Origin of the sequence: Neptuniibacter sp. QD34_54 (assembly GCF_047778055.1) — a bacterium.
In the GTDB taxonomy this organism is placed as follows: Bacteria; Pseudomonadota; Gammaproteobacteria; order Pseudomonadales; family Balneatricaceae; genus Neptuniibacter.
This window is the reverse complement of sequence record NZ_CP180546.1, coordinates 2,714,971-2,736,315: the sequence shown is the minus strand read 5'-3', so window position 1 is coordinate 2,736,315 and position 21,345 is coordinate 2,714,971. Positions and strand designations below refer to the sequence as shown.

The following is a 21,345-nucleotide window of genomic DNA, read 5'->3' as shown; positions in this document are numbered from 1 at the left end:
CAGCTTTTTGATGAATATAACTAACTATATCTATAAATAATGAATAGATTAAATATTCATTTACCCATACATTGTCTCAACGAATAACGGGTGCCTAAGCACCCATTATTGTATGAACTATTTACTGCAACCAGCTGTCGAGTTCGTTTATATCTTCAGGATTTAGTGTGCCTAACTGCTGTTTGAAGGTGATGAGGTTCTGTACAAAGTCGAAACGTGCATTAGCGTAATCGCGTTGAGCAGCATAAAGCTGTTGCTCCGCTTGCAGTACATCTACCACATTACGGGTACCTACTTTGTAACCCTCTTCAGTGGCTTCTAACGCTGTTTTACTCGATTTAATACTTTGATTTAGCGCTTGAACACTTAAAGCACCGGTACGGAGATTACGTAATAGGCTACGAGTCGTCTGAGTCACTTCGCGAAGGGTGTCTTCACGGTTAAACTGATTTTCTATTAAGCGCTGTTCCAGTTCTCGACTGCGTGAACTCACTGAACCGCCGGAATAGATTGGTACGGATAGCGATAAACCGATAGAAGAGGTATCAGTACTCTCATCACTGAAAGCCGTTCCGTTATCGTAATCGTAATTGGCTGTTAGGCTTAGAGTTGGGTAGTGACCTGCACGGCCTGCTTTAGCAGCTTGGCGTGCAGCTTCAGATGAACGATCTGCAAGTTGAAGTGCCAAGTTTCCTTGCCAAGCTTTTTCTAACCAAGGTTGGGCTTGCACAGGAACGGGTTCTTCAATTGGGTACTCTTCAGATAATTGACCTACTGTATCAAACCCTTGGCCTGTTAGGCGCTCCAAGGCTTCGTAACTATTTTCTAAATCACCTTCTGCGGCAATACGGGCTACTCGAGCATTGTCGTATGAAGCCTGCGCTTCTTGTACGTCGGTATTTGCGATCAGGCCGACATCATATTGAGCATTAACTTGATCCAAGCGGCGTTTGATTGCGCGCTCTTGAGCTTCAGATGTTTGTAGGTCGCTTTTCGCCCTTAGAACCCCAAGATAAGCTTCTACGGTACGGTTGATCAGTGTTTGCTGTTCCAGTTCAAACTGCAGCGCAGCTTGTTCAGAGATCACTTGGCCCTGTTTAAAGGTAAACCAAGAAGCCGCATTAAATACCGGTTGGCTAAGGGATAGGGTATAGCCATGGTTATTATAATCTGCTGTATCTGAATCAATCGTAGTTGTGTTGGCGCTTAAATTAACATTAGGCAATAAGCTAGAACGATTTTGGATTTCGATCTCTTTGCCAGCGTTAAATGAAGCTTGTGCTGCTTTTAACTGTGGATCATTAGCCAAAGCGAGTTGGTAGATATCTGCTAATTCACCTGCAGAAACGTTGCTGACAGCCAGAGAAAGGCATGAAACCTGAAAAAGCTGCTTTATATTCATAAACTTAAATATCCTTAAACTTGTTCTGGCTGAACTTCCTTGAAAGTTCGCTTACCTAAGTAACTATATACGGTAGGAATGACAAAAAGGGTCAATAACGTTCCGAATGTCATTCCACCAACAATAACCCAGCCGATCTGATGACGTGATTCAGCACCTGCGCCCATAGCAATTGCTAAAGGTACCGCACCTAATACTGTTGCGCCCGTGGTCATCAGTATAGGGCGTAAACGCAAAGATGCTGCTTCTATTATCGCGCTACGCAGATCTCGCCCTTGATCTTGAAGCTGATTTGCAAACTCTACGATCAGAATACCATGTTTGGTTACCAGTCCAACAAGGGTAATCAAACCAATCTGACTGTATACGCTGAGAGAGCCACCACTGAAATGTAGCGCAAACAGCGCACCAAACACGGCAGGTGGAACCGATAGCATAATGATCATTGGGTTTTTAAAGCTTTCGAACTGCGCTGCCAGCACTAGGAATACGACAATCAATGCCAGCACAAACGTCACTTGCATACTGCTGCTAGACTGTTTGAACTCGCGGGAAGGCCCAGTGTAGTCGTAGGTTGCTTGCGGCGCGATCTCTTGCAGGCTTTGTTCAAGGAAGTTGAGCGCTTCACCTAGGCTGTAACCAGGCGCAAGCTGGGTTTGTATTTTAACCGCCTTTACTTTATCAAAGTGATTAAGTTCACGTGGTGCAACGCTTTCACGTAGTTCTACAAGGTTTGAGAACTGAACCATCTCACCGTTTTGATTGCGCATGTATAGATCGGTTAAGTCGCTTGGATCACGGCGCTGTTGATCATCAACTTTTACAATAACTTCGTACTGTTCACCGGCGCGTTTAAAGCGCGTCACTTCGCGGCCAGCCATGTAACTTTCTAGGGTTCGACCCAGATCGGCAACATCGACGGACATCTCAGATAACTTATCGCGTTTCACATCGATCTGGAATTCCGGCTTATTCAGCTTAAGGTCGGAATCCGGTTGGGCAAAGCCTTTATTACTGTGAATTTTCGCCATTAACTGATCGGTGATCACTTTCAGGTCGTCATAAGTACCATTGGTTTTAACGATAAATTCGACCGGGCGTGAAATAAAGCTCTGACCCAAAGACGGTAAGTTAAGAGAGAAACTCATAATGCCTGGGATACCGCCATAGAGCTTTGGTGTTTGCTCTTGGCCAATCGCTTGCTGTTTACGATCACGATCTTCCCAGCGTTCTAAGCCTTGGAACACCATGGCATTGGTTTCAGACGGGAAACCGACCACTGCAAAATAGCGAACTGTTTCTGGGGTTTGGCTGATCGTTGCTTCGATTTGGCGTGTATAGCGATCAATATAATCTACGGATGCACCATCTGGTGCGATAGCGAAGTTCAGAATCGTGCCTCTATCTTCATAAGGCGCCAGTTCCTGAGGCAACTGAGTATAAAAGTAAGCTGCGCCACCAAAACTCGCTGCCATAATTACGATTGCGAGTAGGCGAGAGCTAAGTAGTTTATTTAGCAATGCCTGATAGCGATTGGTAATGCCTTGAAGGAAGCTTTCTATCAGATTAAAAATCGCACTGTGTCGCGTTTCATGTTTAAGCAATCTAGACGACATCATCGGCGATAGAGTCAAAGCCACAAAGGTTGAAACTACCACTGCACCGGCAAGTGTCAGGGCGAATTCGGTAAATAACTTGCCTGTTCGCCCTTCAGAAAAGGCAACAGGTGCAAATACAGCTACCAACACCACTGTGGTAGCTAATACTGCGAAGCCGATCTCTTTTGCACCCTTAAAGGCCGCTTGAATAGGTGTTTCACCCGCTTCAACATGTCGATAGATGTTTTCCAGCATTACGATGGCATCATCCACAACCAAACCTATCGCTAAGACCAGTGCGAGTAAGGTCAATGTGTTAATGCTGAAATCCATCCAGTACATCATCGCAAATGCACCCACCAACGAGAGTGGGATGGTAACCACCGGAATCAGGGTTGCTCGGATATTACGAAGGAAGAAAAAGAGTACCAGAACAACCAAAATACCCGCTTGGATCAGCGTGGTATATACCGATTGAATGGACTCATCGATAAAGATCGAGGAGTCATAAGCCACCTCTACATTCATCCCTTCTGGCAATGTTGGACGGAGTTTGTCTAATTTGTCGCGAATACCCGAAGATACATCTAGAGGATTTGCTGTGGATTGTTTTACCACACCCAGCGCAACCGCACTTTCTCCTTTATAACGCGTGATACGTCTAACGTTTTCCGGTGCGATTTCAACCCGTGCTACATCTTGAATTCGAACAGGGTAGCCATCTTCATTACGAATAATTAGCTGTTTAAAGGCTTCTATATCGTTAACGTCTGTTCTGGCAAGTAGAGTGAACTCACGTTCTTTACTTTCGATACGACCCGCAGGAATCTCAATATTCTGACGGCTAAGTGTTTCTTCGATATCTTTAGGAATAACCTTGAACGCAGCCATACGAGCAGGATTAAGCCAGATACGCATCGCATATTTACGTTCACCAAAGATAATAACGTTGGCCACGCCAGATACGGTTTGTAGCTGATCTTTTACCTGTTGATCGGCGATATCTGATACTTCCATGATGTTATGGCGATCAGAGTTGAAGGCAAGCCAGATAATAGGTTGGGCATCGGCTTCTGTCTTCGCAACTACCGGTGGGTCAACATCATCTGGTAGTTGACCGATGACTCGGCTGACTCTATCTCGTACATCTGCCGCGGCAGAGTCAGGATCGCGATCTATTTTGAAAGTGATACTGATCTGCGATTTTTCTGTTCGGCTAATCGAGTTCATAAAATCTATGCCCTCAATGCCTGAGAGGGAGTCTTCTATGATCTGAGTAACCTGCGTTTCGATAATCGATGCACTTGCACCAGGGTAGGTAGTTTCAACCGTAATCACCGGTAGATCGATTTTAGGGTACTCACGAACGGTTAACCGATCATAAGCAAGTAGTCCTACTAGTAGGACCAGTATGCTCATTACCGTCGCTAATACGGGGCGCTTAATACTGATTTCAGACAGAATCATAATTATTTATCCTGTCCTTCAGTTTTATTTTCTTGAGCCTGTGCTTCTTCTTGGGCTGGTTTAGCCTTAGATGGCTGAGTACCATCGGTAAAAATCGGTGTTACAGGCATGCCCGGGAACAGTTTAATTTGCCCCGCAGTAATCAAAACAGAACCTTCTTCAAGACCTGAAATGATTTGCACAATACCCGGACGGCGTTGGCCCAAAGTAACTGGGGCCATCGCCACTTTATCTTCTTGAACTGTCATCACGAAAAAACCGCCATCTTTAGGAATGATGGCTTGCTCAGGGATAACCACGGTTGTTTGTTGGTCAACTAGTAGGTCTACTTGCGCAAAAAGGCCTGGACGTAATTTGCCTGCAGTATTTGGGATTTGCGCACGTACCTGAATGTTGTGGGCGCTGCTGTCAGAGCTTGGAGACACCGCGTATACCTCACCAGCGATTTGTTCGCCCGGTAAAGCATCGACTTTGATGTTAAGTTGACGGCCCGGTTGAAGCTCGGATAGATAAATCTCGGGCACACGGAAATCTAACTTCATTGTGCTTAAATCAGTAAGCTCTACTAGGTCTTCACCCTGATTGACATAATCGCCAGGGCTTACTAAACGCAAGCCTGTAAAACCGGTAAAGGGAGCGTTTAAGGTCATCTTATCTAAACGTGCTTGAGCTAAGGCCTCCTGAGCTTGGTCAACACGAAGCTGGGCTAAGCTGCTATCACGTTCTTGTACAGAGCCGACTTTCTTCTTCAACAAGCTTCGAGCACGGTCATAATCTGTTCGGCTTAATTGGACACGTGCTTGTGCCTCTTTAAGCTCAGCCACATAAATGGAGCTATCTAGCTTAAATAGCGGGGTTCCTTGCTCTACTTGCTGACCCTCTTTAAATAGAATCTTTTCTATACGACCGCCTTGTTCTGGACGAAGCATAATAGATTCATTGGCTTGGAGAGTACCAATGGCAGAGATCTTCTTATCCAGTGTTTGAGTTTTGACTGTCACTACCTCAGCAGGCATACCCTGAGCGTTGACTTGAAAAGCAGCCACACAAAGCATCATTACAGCCAGATAATTTTTCTTAAACATAGGAAGTCCGATCTTAGTCTTTAGAAGTAGGGAAAGCCTATTCTAAAGATCTGTTTTCAGTTAACAATGTAATAATGTGTAAAGAATTGAAAAGTAAAATTCGAGATTCGTGATGTATAGCGTTCAATTGCGTTTGATTGCTTTTAGCGCGTATGATCCTGACCAAGCTAAACAGACTTAATCGGTGTTGCTAAATGATCTCACTCGAGTTTTTGATCACCTCTCTTATCGTAGTACTTATTCCCGGAACAGGTGTTTTATACACTGTGGCTACCGGGTTATTTATAGGTAAACGCGCAAGCTTGTTTGCGGCGTTAGGTTGTACGATCGGTATTGTGCCATCGCTTTTAGCAAGTATTTTAGGATTAGCAGCGATTTTCCATGCCAGCGCTATGGCCTTTCAGATTGTTAAATTTGTTGGTGTTGCCTATCTTCTGTATTTGGCATGGTCGATGTGGCGCTCATCGTCCTCTCTTGCATTAGATCATAAAGATAAAGAAGCTAAATATAGTGTTATTGCTATGAAAGGTTTTTTAATCAATATCTTAAATCCTAAGTTATCGATCTTCTTTCTCGCCTTTTTACCACAATTTGTCTCGCCTGAAGTTGGCTCGCCATTGATGAACATGTTTGTGTTGGGCCTTATCTTTATGCTGATGACTTTTGCGGTGTTTGTGATTTATGGCTTTTTAGCAGGGCGCTTTAGCGAATTTGTTGTGGGGTCTGAAAAAATTAGCCAGATGATGCACAAACTCTTTGCAGGTAGCTTTGCGTTATTAGGGATGAAATTGGCGTTAAGTGAAAGGAGCTAATCGTTTGTTAGTTAAGCACTCGGTTTATTAAACCCTGAGTGCTTAGCGGCTTCTTGCGTTATTTTTAGTGATAATAATGCGAGGATAGGGGCTTCAGTTCAAACAGCTAAATGCATCTTCGATCAGATCTTTTATTTCAGCCTGATTATTTACCCTTGAGTAAGAGCGAACTCCGATCAGCTGCATCTGCAAGAAGCGCGCAAGGCGGTTAGCATCTTGCTGATTTTCTAATTCCCCTTGCTGCTGTGCTTGAAGTAGCAGGCTAGCAAACGCGTTTTCCATTACCTTCATCAAGTTACGAGCTTCTTCGAGGAGTTCAGTATTTTCGGAATTGAGCTCAGAGATGGTTTTTACCAGCATGCACATCTCGTTTGGACGATTCTGATTGCAATCTAGTGCTGAAGTAAAAATAAACTCTTTCAGGGCTACAAGGGGAGATGAGTGACCCACTTTGAAGCCTTCTAATCGCTCCAACATGGTGTTGGTATAGAAATTTAGCGTCTCTTTGAATAGACCTTCTTTACTGCCAAAGCATGCGTAAATACTACCGGGGCGCATATCTATACACTCTTGGATATTACGCATTGAAGTAGCATGGAATCCTTTTTCCCAAAACAGATGTGTAGCCTTCTGAATCACCTGTTCACGATCATATTTGACGGTATTAACCATAGAAATTTAACTTTTTGAACATTTGTTCATATTTTATCTTGAACAAGTGTTCAGTTCTAGTTATGGTTTTAATGTGAACAGTTGTTCAAATATGGCTGGCTTGATCTGTTTTTGTGGGGAAAGCGTTCTAGCGAAGGCTAAATCGATTAGTAAATGGAGATATGATGAGTAAATTTAAATTGCATACAATGGAATCAGCCCCTCAAGGGACTAAAGCTCTGTTTGAAAACTCGTTGAAAAATTTTGGCATGATTCCAAATCTACATGCTGTGTTAGGTGAAGAGCCTGTTGTGCTGGAAGCCTATCAGCAGTTACATACTTTGTTTCAACAAACAGACTTTAATGCAGCTGAGCTAACAGTGGTTTGGCAGACGATTAATGTTGAACACGGCTGCGAGTATTGTGTGCCAGCGCATAGCTTGATTGCAGACATGATGAAGGTGGATCCTGCTGTCAATGAGGCGTTAAGAAACACAACAGCTCTACCTACGCAAAAATTACAAGTCTTGCATGACACAACATTAGCCATTGTTCGTGAGCGAGGACGTATATCTGATGAGCAGCTTGAGGCTTTCTTCGCAGCTGGTTTTGAGCAAAAGCATTTACTTGGGATAATTTTGGGATTGTCGCAAAAGGTGATGAGTAACTATGTAAATTACATAGCGCAGACTCCTTTAGACGAGAAATTCCAAGCTTACGCTGAGTAGGAATAAAAAGGCGAACACGTTTGAGTGTTCGCCTTTTTAATAATTAGTAATTTAGCTAGATCGGGCTGATCTAAACTGCAGCGCGAAGAAAACGGCTGCTGTTGCTGCCAATAGTGCAGAAAATACCATTAAGCCTTCTGCCATAGTGATACCGAAAAGCAGTTCAGGGGTATAGCCGCAAGGTTCCCAAGGAGCAAAAACTGATGGGATCCATTGATCAAGTGCAAACCAGTTAGGCAAACCGCTGTCCATGCTGCAGCTATCTACTATCCAGTTGCGCTCTACTGCTAGGGTTTTCCATGAGCGTTCTACGAGACCAATACCGACAACGAGTGTGAGCAAGTGACTTAGTTTGCTCAGGCATCCATGTTTGCGTGTAAACAGGCCGAATATAGCAACGATAATCAGAGCAAAAAGCCAGATGCGAATATGGATACATAAGACGCAAGGGTAGTAGTCCAAAGCGTATTGATAATAGAGGGCTACTGCCTCCATGCTGACGCCGATGAAAATTAAGCTTAACCAGAAAAAAGCAGAACGGCTAAGGCAAGTTAATTTGTCCAACATTAACGAGTCTCCCAAACAGTGAACAAATATCTGAGTCACTTCAGATGATAAGGTTCAAGTTCTTACTAAGAAAAGTACAGATATCAATAAATTTTCATTAGGCAGAAAAAAACCGAGCGCAGAGGCTCGGTTTTTTAGATCAAAAATTCGCTTAAGCTTCTAGTGCTTTACGGATACGACCCAATGCGTCTTCTAGCACTTCCATGCTAGTTGCGAAAGATAGGCGCATATTACCCGGCGCACCAAATGCAGAACCTGGTACAAGAGCAACGCCCGCTTCGTTTAGAAGGAACTCAGCCAATTCGATATCGTTAGCAAAACGATCATCGTTATCGATCACTTCTTGGAAGCTTGGGAATGCATAGAACGTGCCATCAGCAGGGATGCAGCTAACACCGTTGATGCTGTTTAGTGTGTTAACAACATATTCGTGGCGTGCTTTAAATGCTACAACCATCTCAGCTACACAATCTTGAGAGCCTTCAAGTGCTGCTTGTGCTGCAACTTGCGCAATCGAAGTTGGGTTAGACGTGCTCTGTGATTGGATCTTCTTCATTGCGCCAATCAATGCAAGCGGGCCAGCTGCATAGCCGATACGCCAACCGGTCATAGAGTATGCTTTAGATACACCGTTTAGAACGATTGTGCGCTCGTAAAGCTCTGGGCAAGCGTTAAGGATGTTTACGAAAGGCTCATCGTTAAAGCGGATGTGCTCATACATATCATCAGTCGCAACCAGTACTTGCGGGTGTTTAAGTAGCACTTCAGCTAGCGCTTTCAATTCATCCAAAGTGTAAGCAACACCTGTTGGGTTTGAAGGGCTGTTTAGTACGACTAAACGTGTCTTATCTGTAATTGCTGCTTCTAGTTGCTCAGCAGTCATCTTGAAGCGTTGTTCCTGAGTTGTCGTAACAATCACAGGGACAGCGTCGGCCATTTTCACCATGTCTGGGTAAGATACCCAGTAAGGTGCTGGTACGATGACTTCATCACCTTCATTTAGCAGGGCTAATGATAGGTTAAAGAAGCTTTGCTTACCGCCACAAGAAACAAGAATCTGGTTAGCAGCATATTCAAGACCGTTATCGTTCTTGAATTTGTTAATAATGGCTGTCTTTAATGCCGGTGTACCATCTACAGCGGTGTATTTTGTGAAACCTTCATTCAACGCCTGGATGGCAGCCTGTTTGATATGATCCGGAGTATCAAAATCGGGCTCGCCAGCGCCCAGGCCAATAATGTTCTTACCTGCCGCGCGCAGTTCAGCTGCACGGTTAGTAACCGCCAGCGTTGGAGAAGGTTTGATGTTGTTGACGCGGTCTGAAAGTTGAACGTTCAAGCCTAAGTTCCTCGATAAGAATATCTGCATTGCAGATACCGACATTAATCAGCAGAAATCCCGCTTTAAATATTGTGTTAGCAGGGAGTTTCCAAACCCGCACATGATACAGCAAACAATAGCCCGCATGAATCCTGTTTGGGCGAAAAAATACCTTTTCAGATCAATAAATTGATTAAAGGAAACTTTTTTCTCTTAAGAGCGGTCTTTTTAATACGTATTTATGCAAGTAAAAGTAGCAGCTGCTGAGATATAATGCCCAGCTTTGCTCGAAATTGGGTCGCAGAATGAAAGAACGATTTAAAGTCCACTCGAAGTTTACGCCCGCAGGCGACCAGCCGCAGGCCATTAAAGAGTTAGTTGATGGCATCGATAGCGGTTTAGCCTCACAAACGCTTTTGGGTGTAACGGGCTCAGGTAAAACGTTCACTATTGCGAATGTGATTGCTCAAGTTCAGCGTCCTACCATTATCATGGCCCACAATAAGACTTTGGCTGCTCAGTTATACGGGGAGTTTAAAGAGTTCTTTCCAGATAATTCGGTTGAGTATTTCGTATCTTATTACGATTACTATCAACCGGAGGCCTATGTTCCTTCTTCTGATACCTTCATCGAGAAAGATGCGTCGATAAATGACCATATTGAGCAGATGCGTCTGTCCGCGACCAAAGCGTTGTTGGAACGCGATGATGCCATCATTGTGGCGACTGTTTCTGCGATTTATGGTTTGGGTGACCCAAAATCATATCTAGGTATGATGCTTCATGTGGATCGTGGAGATATTATTGATCAACGGGCTATTTTGCGTCGGCTTGCCGAGCTGCAATACACACGTAATGATGTCGAACTTCATCGTGGTAATTACCGTGTGCGTGGTGATGTTATCGATATCTTTCCTGCTGAATCGGAGAAAGAGGCGGTCCGTATCGAGCTGTTCGATGAAGAGATCGAAGAGATTAGTTATTTCGATCCTTTAACAGGCGAAGTATTGCGCCGTGTACCTCGTGCAACCATCTACCCTAAAAGCCATTATGTAACACCTCGTGAAACCCTATTGGCAGCTGTGGATAAAATTAAAGATGAGCTTCGTGAGCGCCTTGAGCAGTTACGTGAGAACAATAAGTTAGTCGAAGCTCAGCGTTTAGAGCAGCGCACCCTCTATGATATGGAGATGATCATGGAGTTGGGATACTGCTCTGGTATCGAAAATTACTCGCGTTATCTCTCAGGTCGAGACCCTGGGGCAGCTCCACCAACCTTATTTGATTACCTGCCAGATAATGCCTTGCTAGTTTTGGACGAATCCCACGTGACTGTTCCACAAATCGGTGCAATGTATCGAGGTGACCGTTCACGTAAAGAAACGTTGGTGGAGTTTGGCTTCCGTCTACCTTCTGCATTGGATAACCGTCCGATGAAGTTTGAAGAGTGGGAACGCGAGTCTCCGCAGATGATTTTTGTCTCAGCGACACCAAGTAAGTATGAGGCAGAAAATCAGCAGCAGGTGGTGGAACAGGTTGTACGACCTACAGGGTTGGTTGATCCTGTGGTTGAGGTGCGTCCAGCGTCAACGCAGGTGGATGATCTTCTTTCTGAGATACGGTTAACGGTAGCTAAGAAAGAGCGTGTCGTAGTTACCGTGTTAACCAAGCGTATGGCTGAAGATCTCACCGAATATTTGGATGAACATGATGTCCGGGTACGTTACCTACATTCGGATATAGATACAGTTGAGCGTGTCGAAATTATCCGTGATCTCAGGATCGGGGAGTTTGATGTTCTGGTCGGCATCAACTTGCTTCGTGAAGGTATAGATATGCCGGAGGTGTCTTTGGTAACAATCTTAGATGCGGATAAGGAAGGCTTCTTACGCTCAGAAACTTCCATGATCCAGACAATCGGCCGTGCAGCACGTAATGTCAACGGTAGGGCTATTTTGTATGCCGACAAAATTACCGGTTCGATGCAGCGTTCTATGGATGAAACAGAACGTCGTCGTCAAAAGCAGATCGCCTTTAACGAAGCGAATGGTATTGTGCCACAAAGTATCAGTAAATCTGTGGCTGATATTATGGAAGGGGCGAGTACCGTGCCTGGCCGCAAAGCTTCTCGCACAGCTAAGAAAGTAGCGGAGCAGGCTGCCGAATATCAAGTGGATGATGCGGCGCAGTTATCACCAAAAGAACTATCTAAAGCGATTACTAAGATCGAAGATAAAATGTATGAAGCGGCGAAAAATCTGGAATTTGAATTGGCCGCTAAATATAGAGACGAGCTACAAACACTGAAACAGCATACTTTTGTTAACTAATATTGATGCAGGATTGAAGTTTTATCATTTGGATAAAGCTTGGCTACACTGATTACTAAACCGACAGCTGGTTGGAAAACAAGCTTGTAGTTTATAAATGGAGTTAGATTGATGATTAAGTGGCTACTGCCAATAGTTGTTGCTGTTGTGTTTTCGCCAAGCGCAATGTCTGCAGAAAAAGCTGGGCATGTACTGTTAAGTGTGGGTAGCAATACAGCTCAGTTGCCTAAGAGCGATGTTAGGCTGTTGAAGCGGAAATCTGAAATTTACTCTCTTGATAGTATTGCTACTGGATCTAAAGGGCGCTTACAGATTCGTTTTACGGATGGCTCACGCCTCTCTCTTCGCCCTGATACCCTTTTTAATGTTGAAGAATATCGTTTTAGTGAGAGTAATCCTAAGGATGGTAAATCGGTTTATCGCCTTTTAAAGGGCGGTTTGCGAACGTTGACGGGTGCAATCAGTGATAACAACAAAGAGAATTATAAGGTCCACACGCCTATAGCTACCATAGGTGTTAGAGGGACTCACTACACCCTGTTTTATTGTGATAAAACCTGCCAAGAAACAACGAGGGCGCAAATGGGCCTCTATGGATATGTCTTAGAAGGTGAAATCGTTGTCAGTAACAAATTGATTAGGGCTCCCATTCAGATGGGACGCTATTTCTTTCTTGGTGGAGACGGTAGCAACCTGATAATCCGCCAAACTCCCTTCCAATTGTTTGAATTACTCCAAGATATGGGGCCTGATTTAATGTCAGGAGCAGGCAACAATCAGATTCCAGCATTAAATGCTAATGAAAAGCTTAATTTGAAATTGGATGTTACGCCTCATCAGGGTGGAGCTAATACTCCGTCACCAAATCGCGGTCCAAATACTTACCCTTAATTGATCTATATACTAAATTCCTATGAATAGTGTGGACATGAGATAGCACTATTCCCAAAACATTGATAATGTTTGAATTTTTATATCCTCTTAAGCTGGGAGAGTGTTAAGAGTGAGTAAGTTACCTAAGTATTTGGCTGCAGGTCTTTACTGCCTTTCCTCATTAGTTGTGGCCGACACCGTCATTGATCTGAAAAATTTAGTTGATCAGGGCAAATATGAGCAGGCCTACCAGTTGGCTGTATCTAGCCTAGAGAGTCTGGAAGGTGATCCAGGGTTTGATATGCAATATGGGGTTGCAGCCATTGATAGTAAGCGTGTTAGTGAAGGTGTTTTTGCGCTTGAACGCGTTATCTTTTTAGAACCTACTAACTCTTTAGCTAAGCTGGAATTAGCGCGAGGTTATTACCTTTTAAATCAGTTTGATAAAGCTAAGCAACTATTTCTACAAGTTAAAAAAATCAATCCACCTCAGACTGTTGCCAATCGTATTGATCAATACCTCTCCCTTATCGATAAGAAAACTACTGTTCCTCCAACTAAGTTCACAAGCTTTGTCGAAGTTTGGGCAGGGTATGATAGTAATTTGAACGCTGGTCCCGATGACCAAACGAATGTGGTTATATTAAGTAGTGATGCATTAGGTAAGGACGATCAGTTTAATCAGGTTCGTCTAGGGGGCTTTATTGAACACGCTTATAGCCCAGATAATGCTCTGCTATTTGGGGCGCATGCTGATATGCGTTATTACCACACAGAAGATGAGCAGGATTATAAGAATATAACTTTGAGTGGCGGTCATCTGTGGAAAATGGAAGACCAACAGTTCCAAATTAATTTCTCATTACAAAAATATCTTTTAGATCGTGAACAATACAGGGATATGTATAGTGTAAATGGCCAATGGAGCAAACAGGTTAGCCGCAATTCAGTTGCTAAAGTCTTTGTTGGCGCTAATTCACTTGTCTACGATGACTCAGATTGGAAAGATTCTTTACAGCTAAATGCAGGTGTTAATTACCTTTACGCTGGAACTGGACCATGGAATCCACTTTATTTTGTGGGTGGCTTTATTGGTAATGAAACACCAGATGAGTCTAATATCTTGTCAGATGGGCAAGTAGATCGCGTTTTTTTTGGTGGTAATATCGGTGTACAGTTGAGCCCTTCAGATAATCTTAAATTTACTCCCTCCATTACTTATCAAAACAGTGAATACGCTGGTAATGATTGGATCTATGGTGTGAAGCGCCATGATAAATATATGTTAGCAAATCTAAACTTAGAGTGGGTTGTAGGTCCATCTTGGGCAGTGTTGGGGAACTACAGCTTTACAAAATCTGATTCAAATATAGAGCTTTATGAGTATGACCGTCAGCAGGTTATGCTTGGTTTGCGCTATAACTTCCATTGAGGTGATCATCTATGAAGCTCTTTATATTTACCTCTTTATTGCTTTTAGTCAGCAGTTTTTCACAAGCTGCTGAGAGTGTTGGCAAAGTAATACTAAGTTTTGGTCAGAATGTGGCGGTTTCCACAGCAGGTGATGAACGTGCTTTAAAACGTCAGGCCGATGTGTTTGCCAATGATCTATTGAAAACCAGTGCTAAAGGGCGGTTACAGATACGTTTTACCGATGGGTCTCGACTGTCATTAAAACCGAATACAGAATTTAAAATTGATGATTACCGCTTTGATGAAGCTAACCCTGAAGATGGTAAGGCGATTTACAAATTGCTAAAAGGTGGTATGCGCACTATATCGGGCAAGATAGGTAAGGTAGATAAAGAAGATTACAAACTGGACGCTGTGGTTGCCACCATCGGTATTCGAGGTACTGACTTCAGTGTGGAAAAAGTAGGGGAGCGGGTTTCAGGCTCTGTCAGCCAAGGCAAGATTAATGTTGCGGCTAAACAAGGTGGAAGTCGTGATATCGCATCGGGTCGCTCTTTTAGCCTAGTTGGTCCTCGTGGCTCTGTTAATGTATTTAAAACGCCAGCTGCAACCGAGACTTCTGAAGAAACTACCGAGTCATCCGAATCGGAAGATTTCTCGGAAGAAGAGACTGAACAGCAAGAAGAGTCATCTTCGACTGCAACAGACGAAAGTACGACTACTGATGAATCTTCTTCGCAAGAATCAACATCTGAAACTACTGAGCAAACTTCTGTAAGTACAGAGAGTGGGGACTCCTCAACAACTTTAGATCTAAATACTACAACTGCAACGACGAGTGATAGTACTGGTAGCACTGTTCCAGCTTCAGATCCTCAAGCAGAAACTAATAACAACCAAGAGGTTGTATTAGCTTCGCCAAACCCAACGGGTAATGGTGAAGCTGCGCCTATGGGTAGTTTGGTTGCTGTAGCTTTCACCGAAAAAGATCCAGTAAAAGGTTTAAATGGCAGTTCCGGTCGAGTCATTGTTGATGGCCAATCAGCTATAACAGTTGATAAAACCATAGGCACAGGAGATGTGGTTACAGGTTTAGTTTATCTAGATTCCAGCAACTCGACGGACAATAACTGTTCTCCTTGTAGTTTTACTGGTCCTTCAACAGCCACCAGCTTGTCAGAGAACAATACCAAAACAATTGGTGGTACTAATGTCACTTGGGGGCGTTGGGGTACAGGCTACACGGTGTTAGAAAATGGTTCTGAGGTTGAAACAGATGGTAGCTTTCAGTTTATGTATGCTGATGGCCTAACACCTGCTGCCAACGTCTTGGCGAAAACTGGTGATTATGTTTATCGCTTGGAGTCTACTGCAGGAGCTTATACCAAACCTGAAATAGAAACAGGCGCTACTGGATCATTGAACGATTTCTCTGGTAGTCCTGGGACAGGTGGGCACTTATATAGTGGTACCTACTTCCGTGTAGACTTCGATAGTGAGCAGTTGCTAGAGATCGGTATCGAAGCCAATGTCGCTGGTCGTGACTATGCATTGCGAGAAGATGCAAATGCTAATATGAGCTTGAATAATGTGCTGAGCGGTGGTGATGTCAAACTTACAGGGGTTTGTACTGGTGGTGACTGTGGAGCTAGCACAGATATGTCTGGTCGTATGACGATTGATTTTGTCGGTGCGGGTGCCGAGGGTGCAGTGACCAGTTATGGTGCTTCTGGTGAAAATGCCGGAACAGGTACCACAGGGACTATTTCGGGCACGATTCTTCTAGAAGCTATGCCATCTCCTTAATAGGGGGTGGTTATTAAAGGTTAATAATATCGCCGTGGTGCAAACGATCAATCTGCCAGCTAGGTAAGATTTGGCGACACTGCTGCATAATTGTATCTTCGAATCCCGGTTTAAGATGGGTAATCATTACCCGAGCGGGATGGCTCAATAGTTCCAACTGGCTTGCAAGATGACTTGGTGTCAGATGGCCGCTCAATCGAGCGAGTTCATCAACTTCATCGGTAAAGGATACATCGATGATAAGTAGGTCAGGTTTTTTAGTGTTTAGAATGGGCCAGAGTGCGTTATTGATACCTGTATCACCACTAAAGGCAAATGAGGCTTTGCCGTCTGATACTAAATAACCAACGGTTGGTGATGGGTGCTCGGCAGGGATTACTTCTATGGTTTTACCTTGTAGGGATAGTTGATCACCTACGTTTACAGAATGTAGATTGATGATAGGTTTATCTTCAGGCAAACAGGTGTAATCTGGCCAAATTGTCCAATTAAAGATGTGAGTTTTTAAAGCCTCGACAACCTCTGGGAGTGCATAGATATCGATAGGTGTTTTATGCTGATCATAAATAGTTGCCAGCATTAACGGCAGGCCAATGATATGGTCTAGATGAGCGTGGGTGATAACGATATCTTTAATAGCGAGCATCTGATCCATCTTTAAAAGCTCAACACCTGTACCAGCGTCGACTAACAAGGAATCGTCTACTAAAAAAGTTGTTGTTTTTAAACCATGGCCGATACCGCCACTGCAACCAAGAATTTCGAGCTTCACTTCCCACCTCTGGTGCGGCTATCTTTAATTAGAAAACTATAATACTGACATTATGGTAGTAGAGCATGACAAAAGCGATAGAAAAGGATACACAGCAGTTTTATTCTCGTTTAACGAAAGTGCTGAGTAAGATTCATCAGGCTAAGAGTTTTGAAGAAGCTTATCCTCTAGTCGAAAAGACATTACTTGCTTTGTTTAATGCTCAGCGTATCACCGTATACCAACGAAATCGCTCGAGCAAGGATATTGTATCTCGTTTTAAAACGGGTGAAGATTTAACCGAAATTCGTGTGCCTATTACAGCGTCATCTATCGCAGGTTTTGTGGCGCTAAGTAAAAAAGCAATAACAATCAAGGATGTACGAGACTCGAAAGAGCTTGAAAAAATACATCCATCCTTACGTTTCAACGCTTCCTTTGAAAAGGATATCGAATTTACCAGTCGCTCTATGCTGGTGCTTCCTATTCTTTACCAAGATGTATTACTCGGTGTTATCCAAATAATAAACCGGCAAGATGGTAAAGCCTTTTCGGCGATCGATCTAAAAAGGGGACGGCAATTCGCTGAGCTGCTTGGGCAAAAATTCCGTTATGATTTTGGTTGTACAGAAACACCGTTTGAATACCTTTTAGAGCAGAATCTAATTGAGCAGAAGGTTTTTGATCAGCTCGAGAAGAAAGCTGATGCTAGAACGCCGCTCACTAGATTGTTAAGGGATAATGCCAGACTAACCAGCCAGCAGATTGGTCAGTCATTAGAGTGCTTTTATCAAGTCCCTTTTATAGCTTACAACCCAGAAAAGTACTTTCTTCATCCCTTATGTGAAAAGGTAAATAAAGCTTATCTACGTAATAGTAACCTTGTTCTGCTATCTGAGCAGAATAGTGACACGGTCCTAATTTTAATTGATGATCCTAATGACACTAAGCGCCTGATTGAAATTAAAAATGTCGTAGGCCAACGAGATGCTCATATATGCGTCGGTTTGCTGGATGATATTCATCAGTATCTAGGCGTAGTGACTGGAGGGGGGCAACAGGACAGCGCAAATCTCAGCACTATTCTTGATGAACTAGATGATAGCTCTGATATGGATATTGACGAGACAGTTGCTGAAAACGATGAAGTCTCAGAAGAAGACTCAACTGTTGTCCGCTTGGTGAACCGAGTATTGCTGGATGCGAAGCGCCTTAGAGCATCGGATATCCATATTGAACCGGGCAAAGGCAGAACACCGACCAACGTACGTATGCGTATAGATGGTGTTTGCCAAGATATTATTCAGATACCCGCGACCCATGCTAAAGCCACTGTATCGCGCATCAAGATTATTTCGCGCCTAGATATAGCCGAAAAACGTCTACCTCAAGATGGTAAATTTGCGGTGCGTTTGCAAGGTCACTCATTGGAAGTCCGCGTAGCGACTATTCCTACTGTAAACGGTGAAGGCGTGGTCATGCGTTTGTTGCAAAGTGGTGAGCCCGTTGCTTTTGATCAACTTAATTTTGTTAAGCCAATTCAGGATGGCGTCAAAGAGTTACTAGAAAATCCACACGGTATTTTGTTGGTGGTTGGTCCTACAGGTTCAGGTAAAACGACTACCCTGCATGCATTGCTCGCTACCTTAAACACGCCGGAGAAGAAAATCTGGACAGCAGAAGATCCTGTTGAGATTACGCAGCCAGGCTTGCAACAGGTGCAGGTTCAACCTAAAACCGGCTTCACCTTTGCCGCAGCATTGCGAGCATTTTTACGCGCCGATCCTGATATCATTCTGATTGGTGAGATGCGAGATCAGGAAACGGCTCATGCGGCTGTAGAGGCCTCCCTGACAGGTCATCTAGTATTATCAACACTGCATACCAATTCTGCTCCTGAAACCATTACGCGTTTGCTGGATTTAGGCATAGATCCAGTTAGCTTTTCGGACGCTCTGTTAGGTGTGTTGGCACAGCGTTTGGTAAGAACACTATGCCCTAGTTGTCGTAAGGCTTATAAAGCCTCAAATGATGAGATTGCTTTTTTGCTACGTCGTTATGGTGAGCAAGCAGGTGAACTTATTATGGGAGATAAGGTTAAGCTCTATAAAGCGGTAGGTTGTGAGGAATGTAACCATACCGGTTATCGAGGGCGTACAGGTATACACGAACTATTGATTTCGACCCCAGAGATGAAAGAAAAGATCTATCAAGGGGCCACAATAGGTGAAATACGTGAACAAGCGATCTCAGATGGTATGCGTAGCTTGTTGCAGGATGGAATACAGAAGGTACTTAAGGGCGACATCGATTTCGATCAATTGCGTAGAGTGACGGCAGAGTAAACGATGAAACAACGTTGGATACGCACTGTTTTAGGCTTGATACTGACTTTTGTGATGTTGATCCCTGTGATTCAGGGCGACCGTCTTGAGCTGTTAGAGCGTTTTGAGTATGACCTTTACGATCTGCGGTTAAGGCAGTTTTTATCCGAAGAAAAAGATCCGCGCATTGTAATTGTTGATGTGGATGAGAAAAGCTTGGCAACGGAGGGGCGCTGGCCTTGGAACCGAGCCAAACTTGCGCTGATGTTGGATCAGCTTTTCGACCAATACGGGGTCGCTATTGTTGGCTTTGATATGGTTTTCTCAGAGGCAGATCAGAGTGTCGATCTATCTGCACTTAAACAACTAGCATTAGAATCAGAAGGGAAAACTCTAGATCAGCTTATAGAAAAATTAAATTCTGACGCAATTTTTTCGAAAGCGATTGCCGATCGCCCTGTCGTATTAGGCTATCTATTTGACCGAAGTTTAAAAAAACTACAGATAGGCCATCCCGGTAGTCCGGTGATTAGCGATGATGAGCGTTTAGATCGGTTACCTATCCCTGAAGCGAGTGGAATAATCTCCAGTCTGAATGAACTCCATAGTGTCAGTGTTTGGAACGGCTTCTTTGATAATCCCATGGTAGATTCCGATGGTGTTTATCGCCGTGTACCTGTGATTCAGCGCTATGAAGAGAATTATTATCCCTCTCTGGCTCTTTCTATGCTTTTGGCCTTGTTTGGAGAAGAATCTGTGACGTCGGTTATTGAATCGGATGTCACTGGCAAGCAAGATGCATTAGTAGCTGTGGATGCAGCTGGGGTACGTATTCCAGTAGATCAACATGGTGCGGTATTAGTGCCTTATCGAGGCCCTCAAGGCAGTTTCCCATATATCTCTGCAACCGATGTCATTCGTGGTGCGGCCGATGCAGAACAGTTGGAAGGCGCGATCATCCTTGTCGGCACCAGCGCTGCTGGCCTGTTGGATCTGCGAGTAACGCCGATGAGTAACCGATACTCGGGTGTAGAAGTACACGCAAATATTCTGTCGGGCATGTTAGACGAACGCATTCAGCATCAGCCTGATTACACCTTAGGGGTTGAGTTGATTCAGTTGATTGTGAGTGGTTTATTGTTGTCGTTAATCATTCCACGTGTTTCGGTTTTAACCTCGACCTTATTCACATTGGTGTGGGTTGCTCTGTTGGTGGGTGCAAATTTATATGCATGGCAACAGATGTTCTGGGTGATCCCATTGGGTTACACCTTAATTCTGGTATCAGTGCTTTATCTTTTTCAGCAAACCACAGGTTACTTTTTCGAAGCGCGTAATATCGCTCAATTGGCAACTCAATTCGGTCAATATATACCGCCAGAAGTAGTGGAGGAATTAAGCGAACAAGATCAAAGCGTACAGTTGAGTGGTGAAAACCGCGAGATGAGTGTGTTCTTCTCTGATGTTCGTGGTTTTACAAGTTTGTCTGAGCAGCTTAATCCACAACAGTTGACCCGTTTGATGAATATTTACCTTACCGGTATGACTCAAATTATCCATGAACAACGTGGGACTGTGGATAAATATATAGGCGATGCGGTGATGGCCTTTTGGGGCGCGCCACTGAAAGATGAGAATCATGCCCGTAATGCATTGAATTCGGCGATGAAGATGCTGGATGCTCTACCTGAATTGAATAAGCAGCTTGAACAAGAGGGCTTACCGACCGTTGACGTAGGTATGGGAATTAATAGTGGTCCAATGAATGTGGGTAATATGGGATCGAGTTTCCGTATGGCTTATACCGTGATGGGGGATGCAGTAAACCTTGCCTCAAGGCTGGAAGGGCTGACCAAATATTATGGAACACCACTTTTAGTTAGTGGAGAAGTAGTATCTCTGGTGCCGGAGTATAGTTATCGGAAGCTGGATCGCGTACAGGTTAAAGGTCGTAGTGAGCCTGTAGATATCTATGAACCTATCTGTTTGCGTGAAGCGTGCACTACTCAACAGAAATCTAGTATCGAACTCTTTTCTTCAGCGATAGCGGCCTATGTTCAAAAAGAGTGGGTTTTGGCAGAAGAACGATTTGGGCAATTCCTTTTAGATCACCCTGATGACAAGATGACACGAATCTATCTTCACCGTATTGCCGAATTCAAAGATGTTCCGCCAACTGCTGACTGGCGTGGCGTTTATAGCCACACCAGCAAATAA

General features: G+C 43.9%; 15 protein-coding genes. 8 read left to right on the top strand and 7 right to left on the bottom strand.

Annotated features, from left to right (window positions below; genetic code table 11):
* Positions 1 to 121: 121 nt before the first annotated feature.
* From ACMXYP_RS12365 to ACMXYP_RS12355, 3 genes are read right to left on the bottom strand one after another with little or no spacing between them, the layout of a single operon-like run.
* Positions 122 to 1,402 (bottom strand): TolC family outer membrane protein, encoded by a 1,281-nt coding sequence (locus ACMXYP_RS12365; protein WP_415881939.1) that lies wholly within the window; start codon positions 1,400 to 1,402, stop codon positions 122 to 124.
* Positions 1,403 to 1,416: 14 nt separating this feature from the next.
* The gene (locus ACMXYP_RS12360; RefSeq protein WP_415881938.1) at positions 1,417 to 4,467 is read right to left on the bottom strand and encodes an efflux RND transporter permease subunit; all 3,051 of its coding nucleotides are present in this window, start codon (positions 4,465 to 4,467) and stop codon (positions 1,417 to 1,419) included.
* Between the two features lie 2 nt (positions 4,468 to 4,469).
* Complete coding sequence (locus ACMXYP_RS12355; RefSeq protein ID WP_415881937.1) at positions 4,470 to 5,552, bottom strand: efflux RND transporter periplasmic adaptor subunit; 1,083 nt, start codon at positions 5,550 to 5,552, stop codon at positions 4,470 to 4,472.
* A 194-nt stretch (positions 5,553 to 5,746) separates the two neighbouring features.
* On the opposite strand from ACMXYP_RS12355, the gene ACMXYP_RS12350 reads away from it, so the two are divergent.
* The gene (locus tag ACMXYP_RS12350) at positions 5,747 to 6,364 is read left to right on the top strand and encodes a LysE family translocator (protein WP_415881936.1); all 618 of its coding nucleotides are present in this window, start codon (positions 5,747 to 5,749) and stop codon (positions 6,362 to 6,364) included.
* Positions 6,365 to 6,457: 93 nt separating this feature from the next.
* Here the strand turns inward: ACMXYP_RS12350 and ACMXYP_RS12345 are convergent, their stop codons facing one another.
* Positions 6,458 to 7,036: a TetR/AcrR family transcriptional regulator gene (locus ACMXYP_RS12345; RefSeq protein WP_415881935.1), complete on the bottom strand. Its 579-nt coding sequence runs from the start codon at positions 7,034 to 7,036 to the stop codon at positions 6,458 to 6,460.
* Positions 7,037 to 7,200: 164 nt separating this feature from the next.
* Here ACMXYP_RS12345 and ACMXYP_RS12340 point away from each other — a divergent pair, with 164 nt between their 5' ends.
* Positions 7,201 to 7,743: a carboxymuconolactone decarboxylase family protein gene (locus tag ACMXYP_RS12340; protein WP_415881934.1), complete on the top strand. Its 543-nt coding sequence runs from the start codon at positions 7,201 to 7,203 to the stop codon at positions 7,741 to 7,743.
* 51 nt (positions 7,744 to 7,794) lie between these two features.
* Here ACMXYP_RS12340 and ACMXYP_RS12335 read toward each other — a convergent pair whose 3' ends face one another.
* On the bottom strand, positions 7,795 to 8,310 hold the full coding sequence (locus tag ACMXYP_RS12335; RefSeq protein ID WP_415881933.1) for a disulfide bond formation protein B: 516 nt from the start codon (positions 8,308 to 8,310) through the stop codon (positions 7,795 to 7,797).
* Positions 8,311 to 8,461: 151 nt separating this feature from the next.
* Positions 8,462 to 9,649, bottom strand: coding sequence for a pyridoxal phosphate-dependent aminotransferase (locus ACMXYP_RS12330; protein WP_415881932.1), 1,188 nt, complete (start codon positions 9,647 to 9,649; stop codon positions 8,462 to 8,464).
* 287 nt (positions 9,650 to 9,936) lie between these two features.
* Here ACMXYP_RS12330 and uvrB point away from each other — a divergent pair, with 287 nt between their 5' ends.
* The 4 genes from uvrB to ACMXYP_RS12310 all read left to right on the top strand — a co-directional run bounded on the left by uvrB (position 9,937) and on the right by ACMXYP_RS12310 (position 16,053).
* Entirely contained in the window at positions 9,937 to 11,961 is a 2,025-nt protein-coding gene (gene uvrB, locus ACMXYP_RS12325; protein ID WP_415881931.1) for an excinuclease ABC subunit UvrB, read from the top strand.
* 111 nt (positions 11,962 to 12,072) lie between these two features.
* The gene (locus ACMXYP_RS12320; protein WP_415881930.1) at positions 12,073 to 12,852 is read left to right on the top strand and encodes a FecR domain-containing protein; all 780 of its coding nucleotides are present in this window, start codon (positions 12,073 to 12,075) and stop codon (positions 12,850 to 12,852) included.
* Between the two features lie 112 nt (positions 12,853 to 12,964).
* On the top strand, positions 12,965 to 14,266 hold the full coding sequence (locus ACMXYP_RS12315) for a surface lipoprotein assembly modifier (RefSeq protein WP_415881929.1): 1,302 nt from the start codon (positions 12,965 to 12,967) through the stop codon (positions 14,264 to 14,266).
* 11 nt (positions 14,267 to 14,277) lie between these two features.
* Complete coding sequence (locus tag ACMXYP_RS12310) at positions 14,278 to 16,053, top strand: FecR domain-containing protein (RefSeq protein ID WP_415881928.1); 1,776 nt, start codon at positions 14,278 to 14,280, stop codon at positions 16,051 to 16,053.
* A gap of 13 nt (positions 16,054 to 16,066) precedes the next feature.
* Here the strand turns inward: ACMXYP_RS12310 and ACMXYP_RS12305 are convergent, their stop codons facing one another.
* Positions 16,067 to 16,825: an MBL fold metallo-hydrolase gene (locus ACMXYP_RS12305; RefSeq protein ID WP_415881927.1), complete on the bottom strand. Its 759-nt coding sequence runs from the start codon at positions 16,823 to 16,825 to the stop codon at positions 16,067 to 16,069.
* Between the two features lie 65 nt (positions 16,826 to 16,890).
* Between ACMXYP_RS12305 and ACMXYP_RS12300 the strand changes: the two genes are divergently transcribed.
* Both ACMXYP_RS12300 and ACMXYP_RS12295 read left to right on the top strand, forming a co-directional pair.
* Positions 16,891 to 19,149, top strand: coding sequence for a GspE/PulE family protein (locus ACMXYP_RS12300; protein WP_415881926.1), 2,259 nt, complete (start codon positions 16,891 to 16,893; stop codon positions 19,147 to 19,149).
* 3 nt (positions 19,150 to 19,152) lie between these two features.
* A complete protein-coding gene (locus ACMXYP_RS12295; RefSeq protein ID WP_415881925.1) occupies positions 19,153 to 21,345 on the top strand; it encodes a CHASE2 domain-containing protein in 2,193 nt (730 codons plus the stop codon).

Excerpts from the sequence above, each read along its gene's own strand:
- ACMXYP_RS12365 (WP_415881939.1), bottom strand. The coding sequence starts at position 1,402 with ATGAATATAAAGCAGCTTTTTCAGGTTTCATGCCTTTCTCTGGCTGTC.
- ACMXYP_RS12360 (WP_415881938.1), bottom strand. The coding sequence starts at position 4,467 with ATGATTCTGTCTGAAATCAGTATTAAGCGCCCCGTATTAGCGACGGTA.
- ACMXYP_RS12355 (WP_415881937.1), bottom strand. The coding sequence starts at position 5,552 with ATGTTTAAGAAAAATTATCTGGCTGTAATGATGCTTTGTGTGGCTGCT.
- ACMXYP_RS12350 (WP_415881936.1), top strand. The coding sequence starts at position 5,747 with ATGATCTCACTCGAGTTTTTGATCACCTCTCTTATCGTAGTACTTATT.
- ACMXYP_RS12345 (WP_415881935.1), bottom strand. The coding sequence starts at position 7,036 with ATGGTTAATACCGTCAAATATGATCGTGAACAGGTGATTCAGAAGGCT.
- ACMXYP_RS12340 (WP_415881934.1), top strand. The coding sequence starts at position 7,201 with ATGAGTAAATTTAAATTGCATACAATGGAATCAGCCCCTCAAGGGACT.
- ACMXYP_RS12335 (WP_415881933.1), bottom strand. The coding sequence starts at position 8,310 with ATGTTGGACAAATTAACTTGCCTTAGCCGTTCTGCTTTTTTCTGGTTA.
- uvrB (WP_415881931.1), top strand. The coding sequence starts at position 9,937 with ATGAAAGAACGATTTAAAGTCCACTCGAAGTTTACGCCCGCAGGCGAC.
- ACMXYP_RS12320 (WP_415881930.1), top strand. The coding sequence starts at position 12,073 with ATGATTAAGTGGCTACTGCCAATAGTTGTTGCTGTTGTGTTTTCGCCA.
- ACMXYP_RS12310 (WP_415881928.1), top strand. The coding sequence starts at position 14,278 with ATGAAGCTCTTTATATTTACCTCTTTATTGCTTTTAGTCAGCAGTTTT.
- ACMXYP_RS12300 (WP_415881926.1), top strand. The coding sequence starts at position 16,891 with ATGACAAAAGCGATAGAAAAGGATACACAGCAGTTTTATTCTCGTTTA.
- ACMXYP_RS12295 (WP_415881925.1), top strand. The coding sequence starts at position 19,153 with ATGAAACAACGTTGGATACGCACTGTTTTAGGCTTGATACTGACTTTT.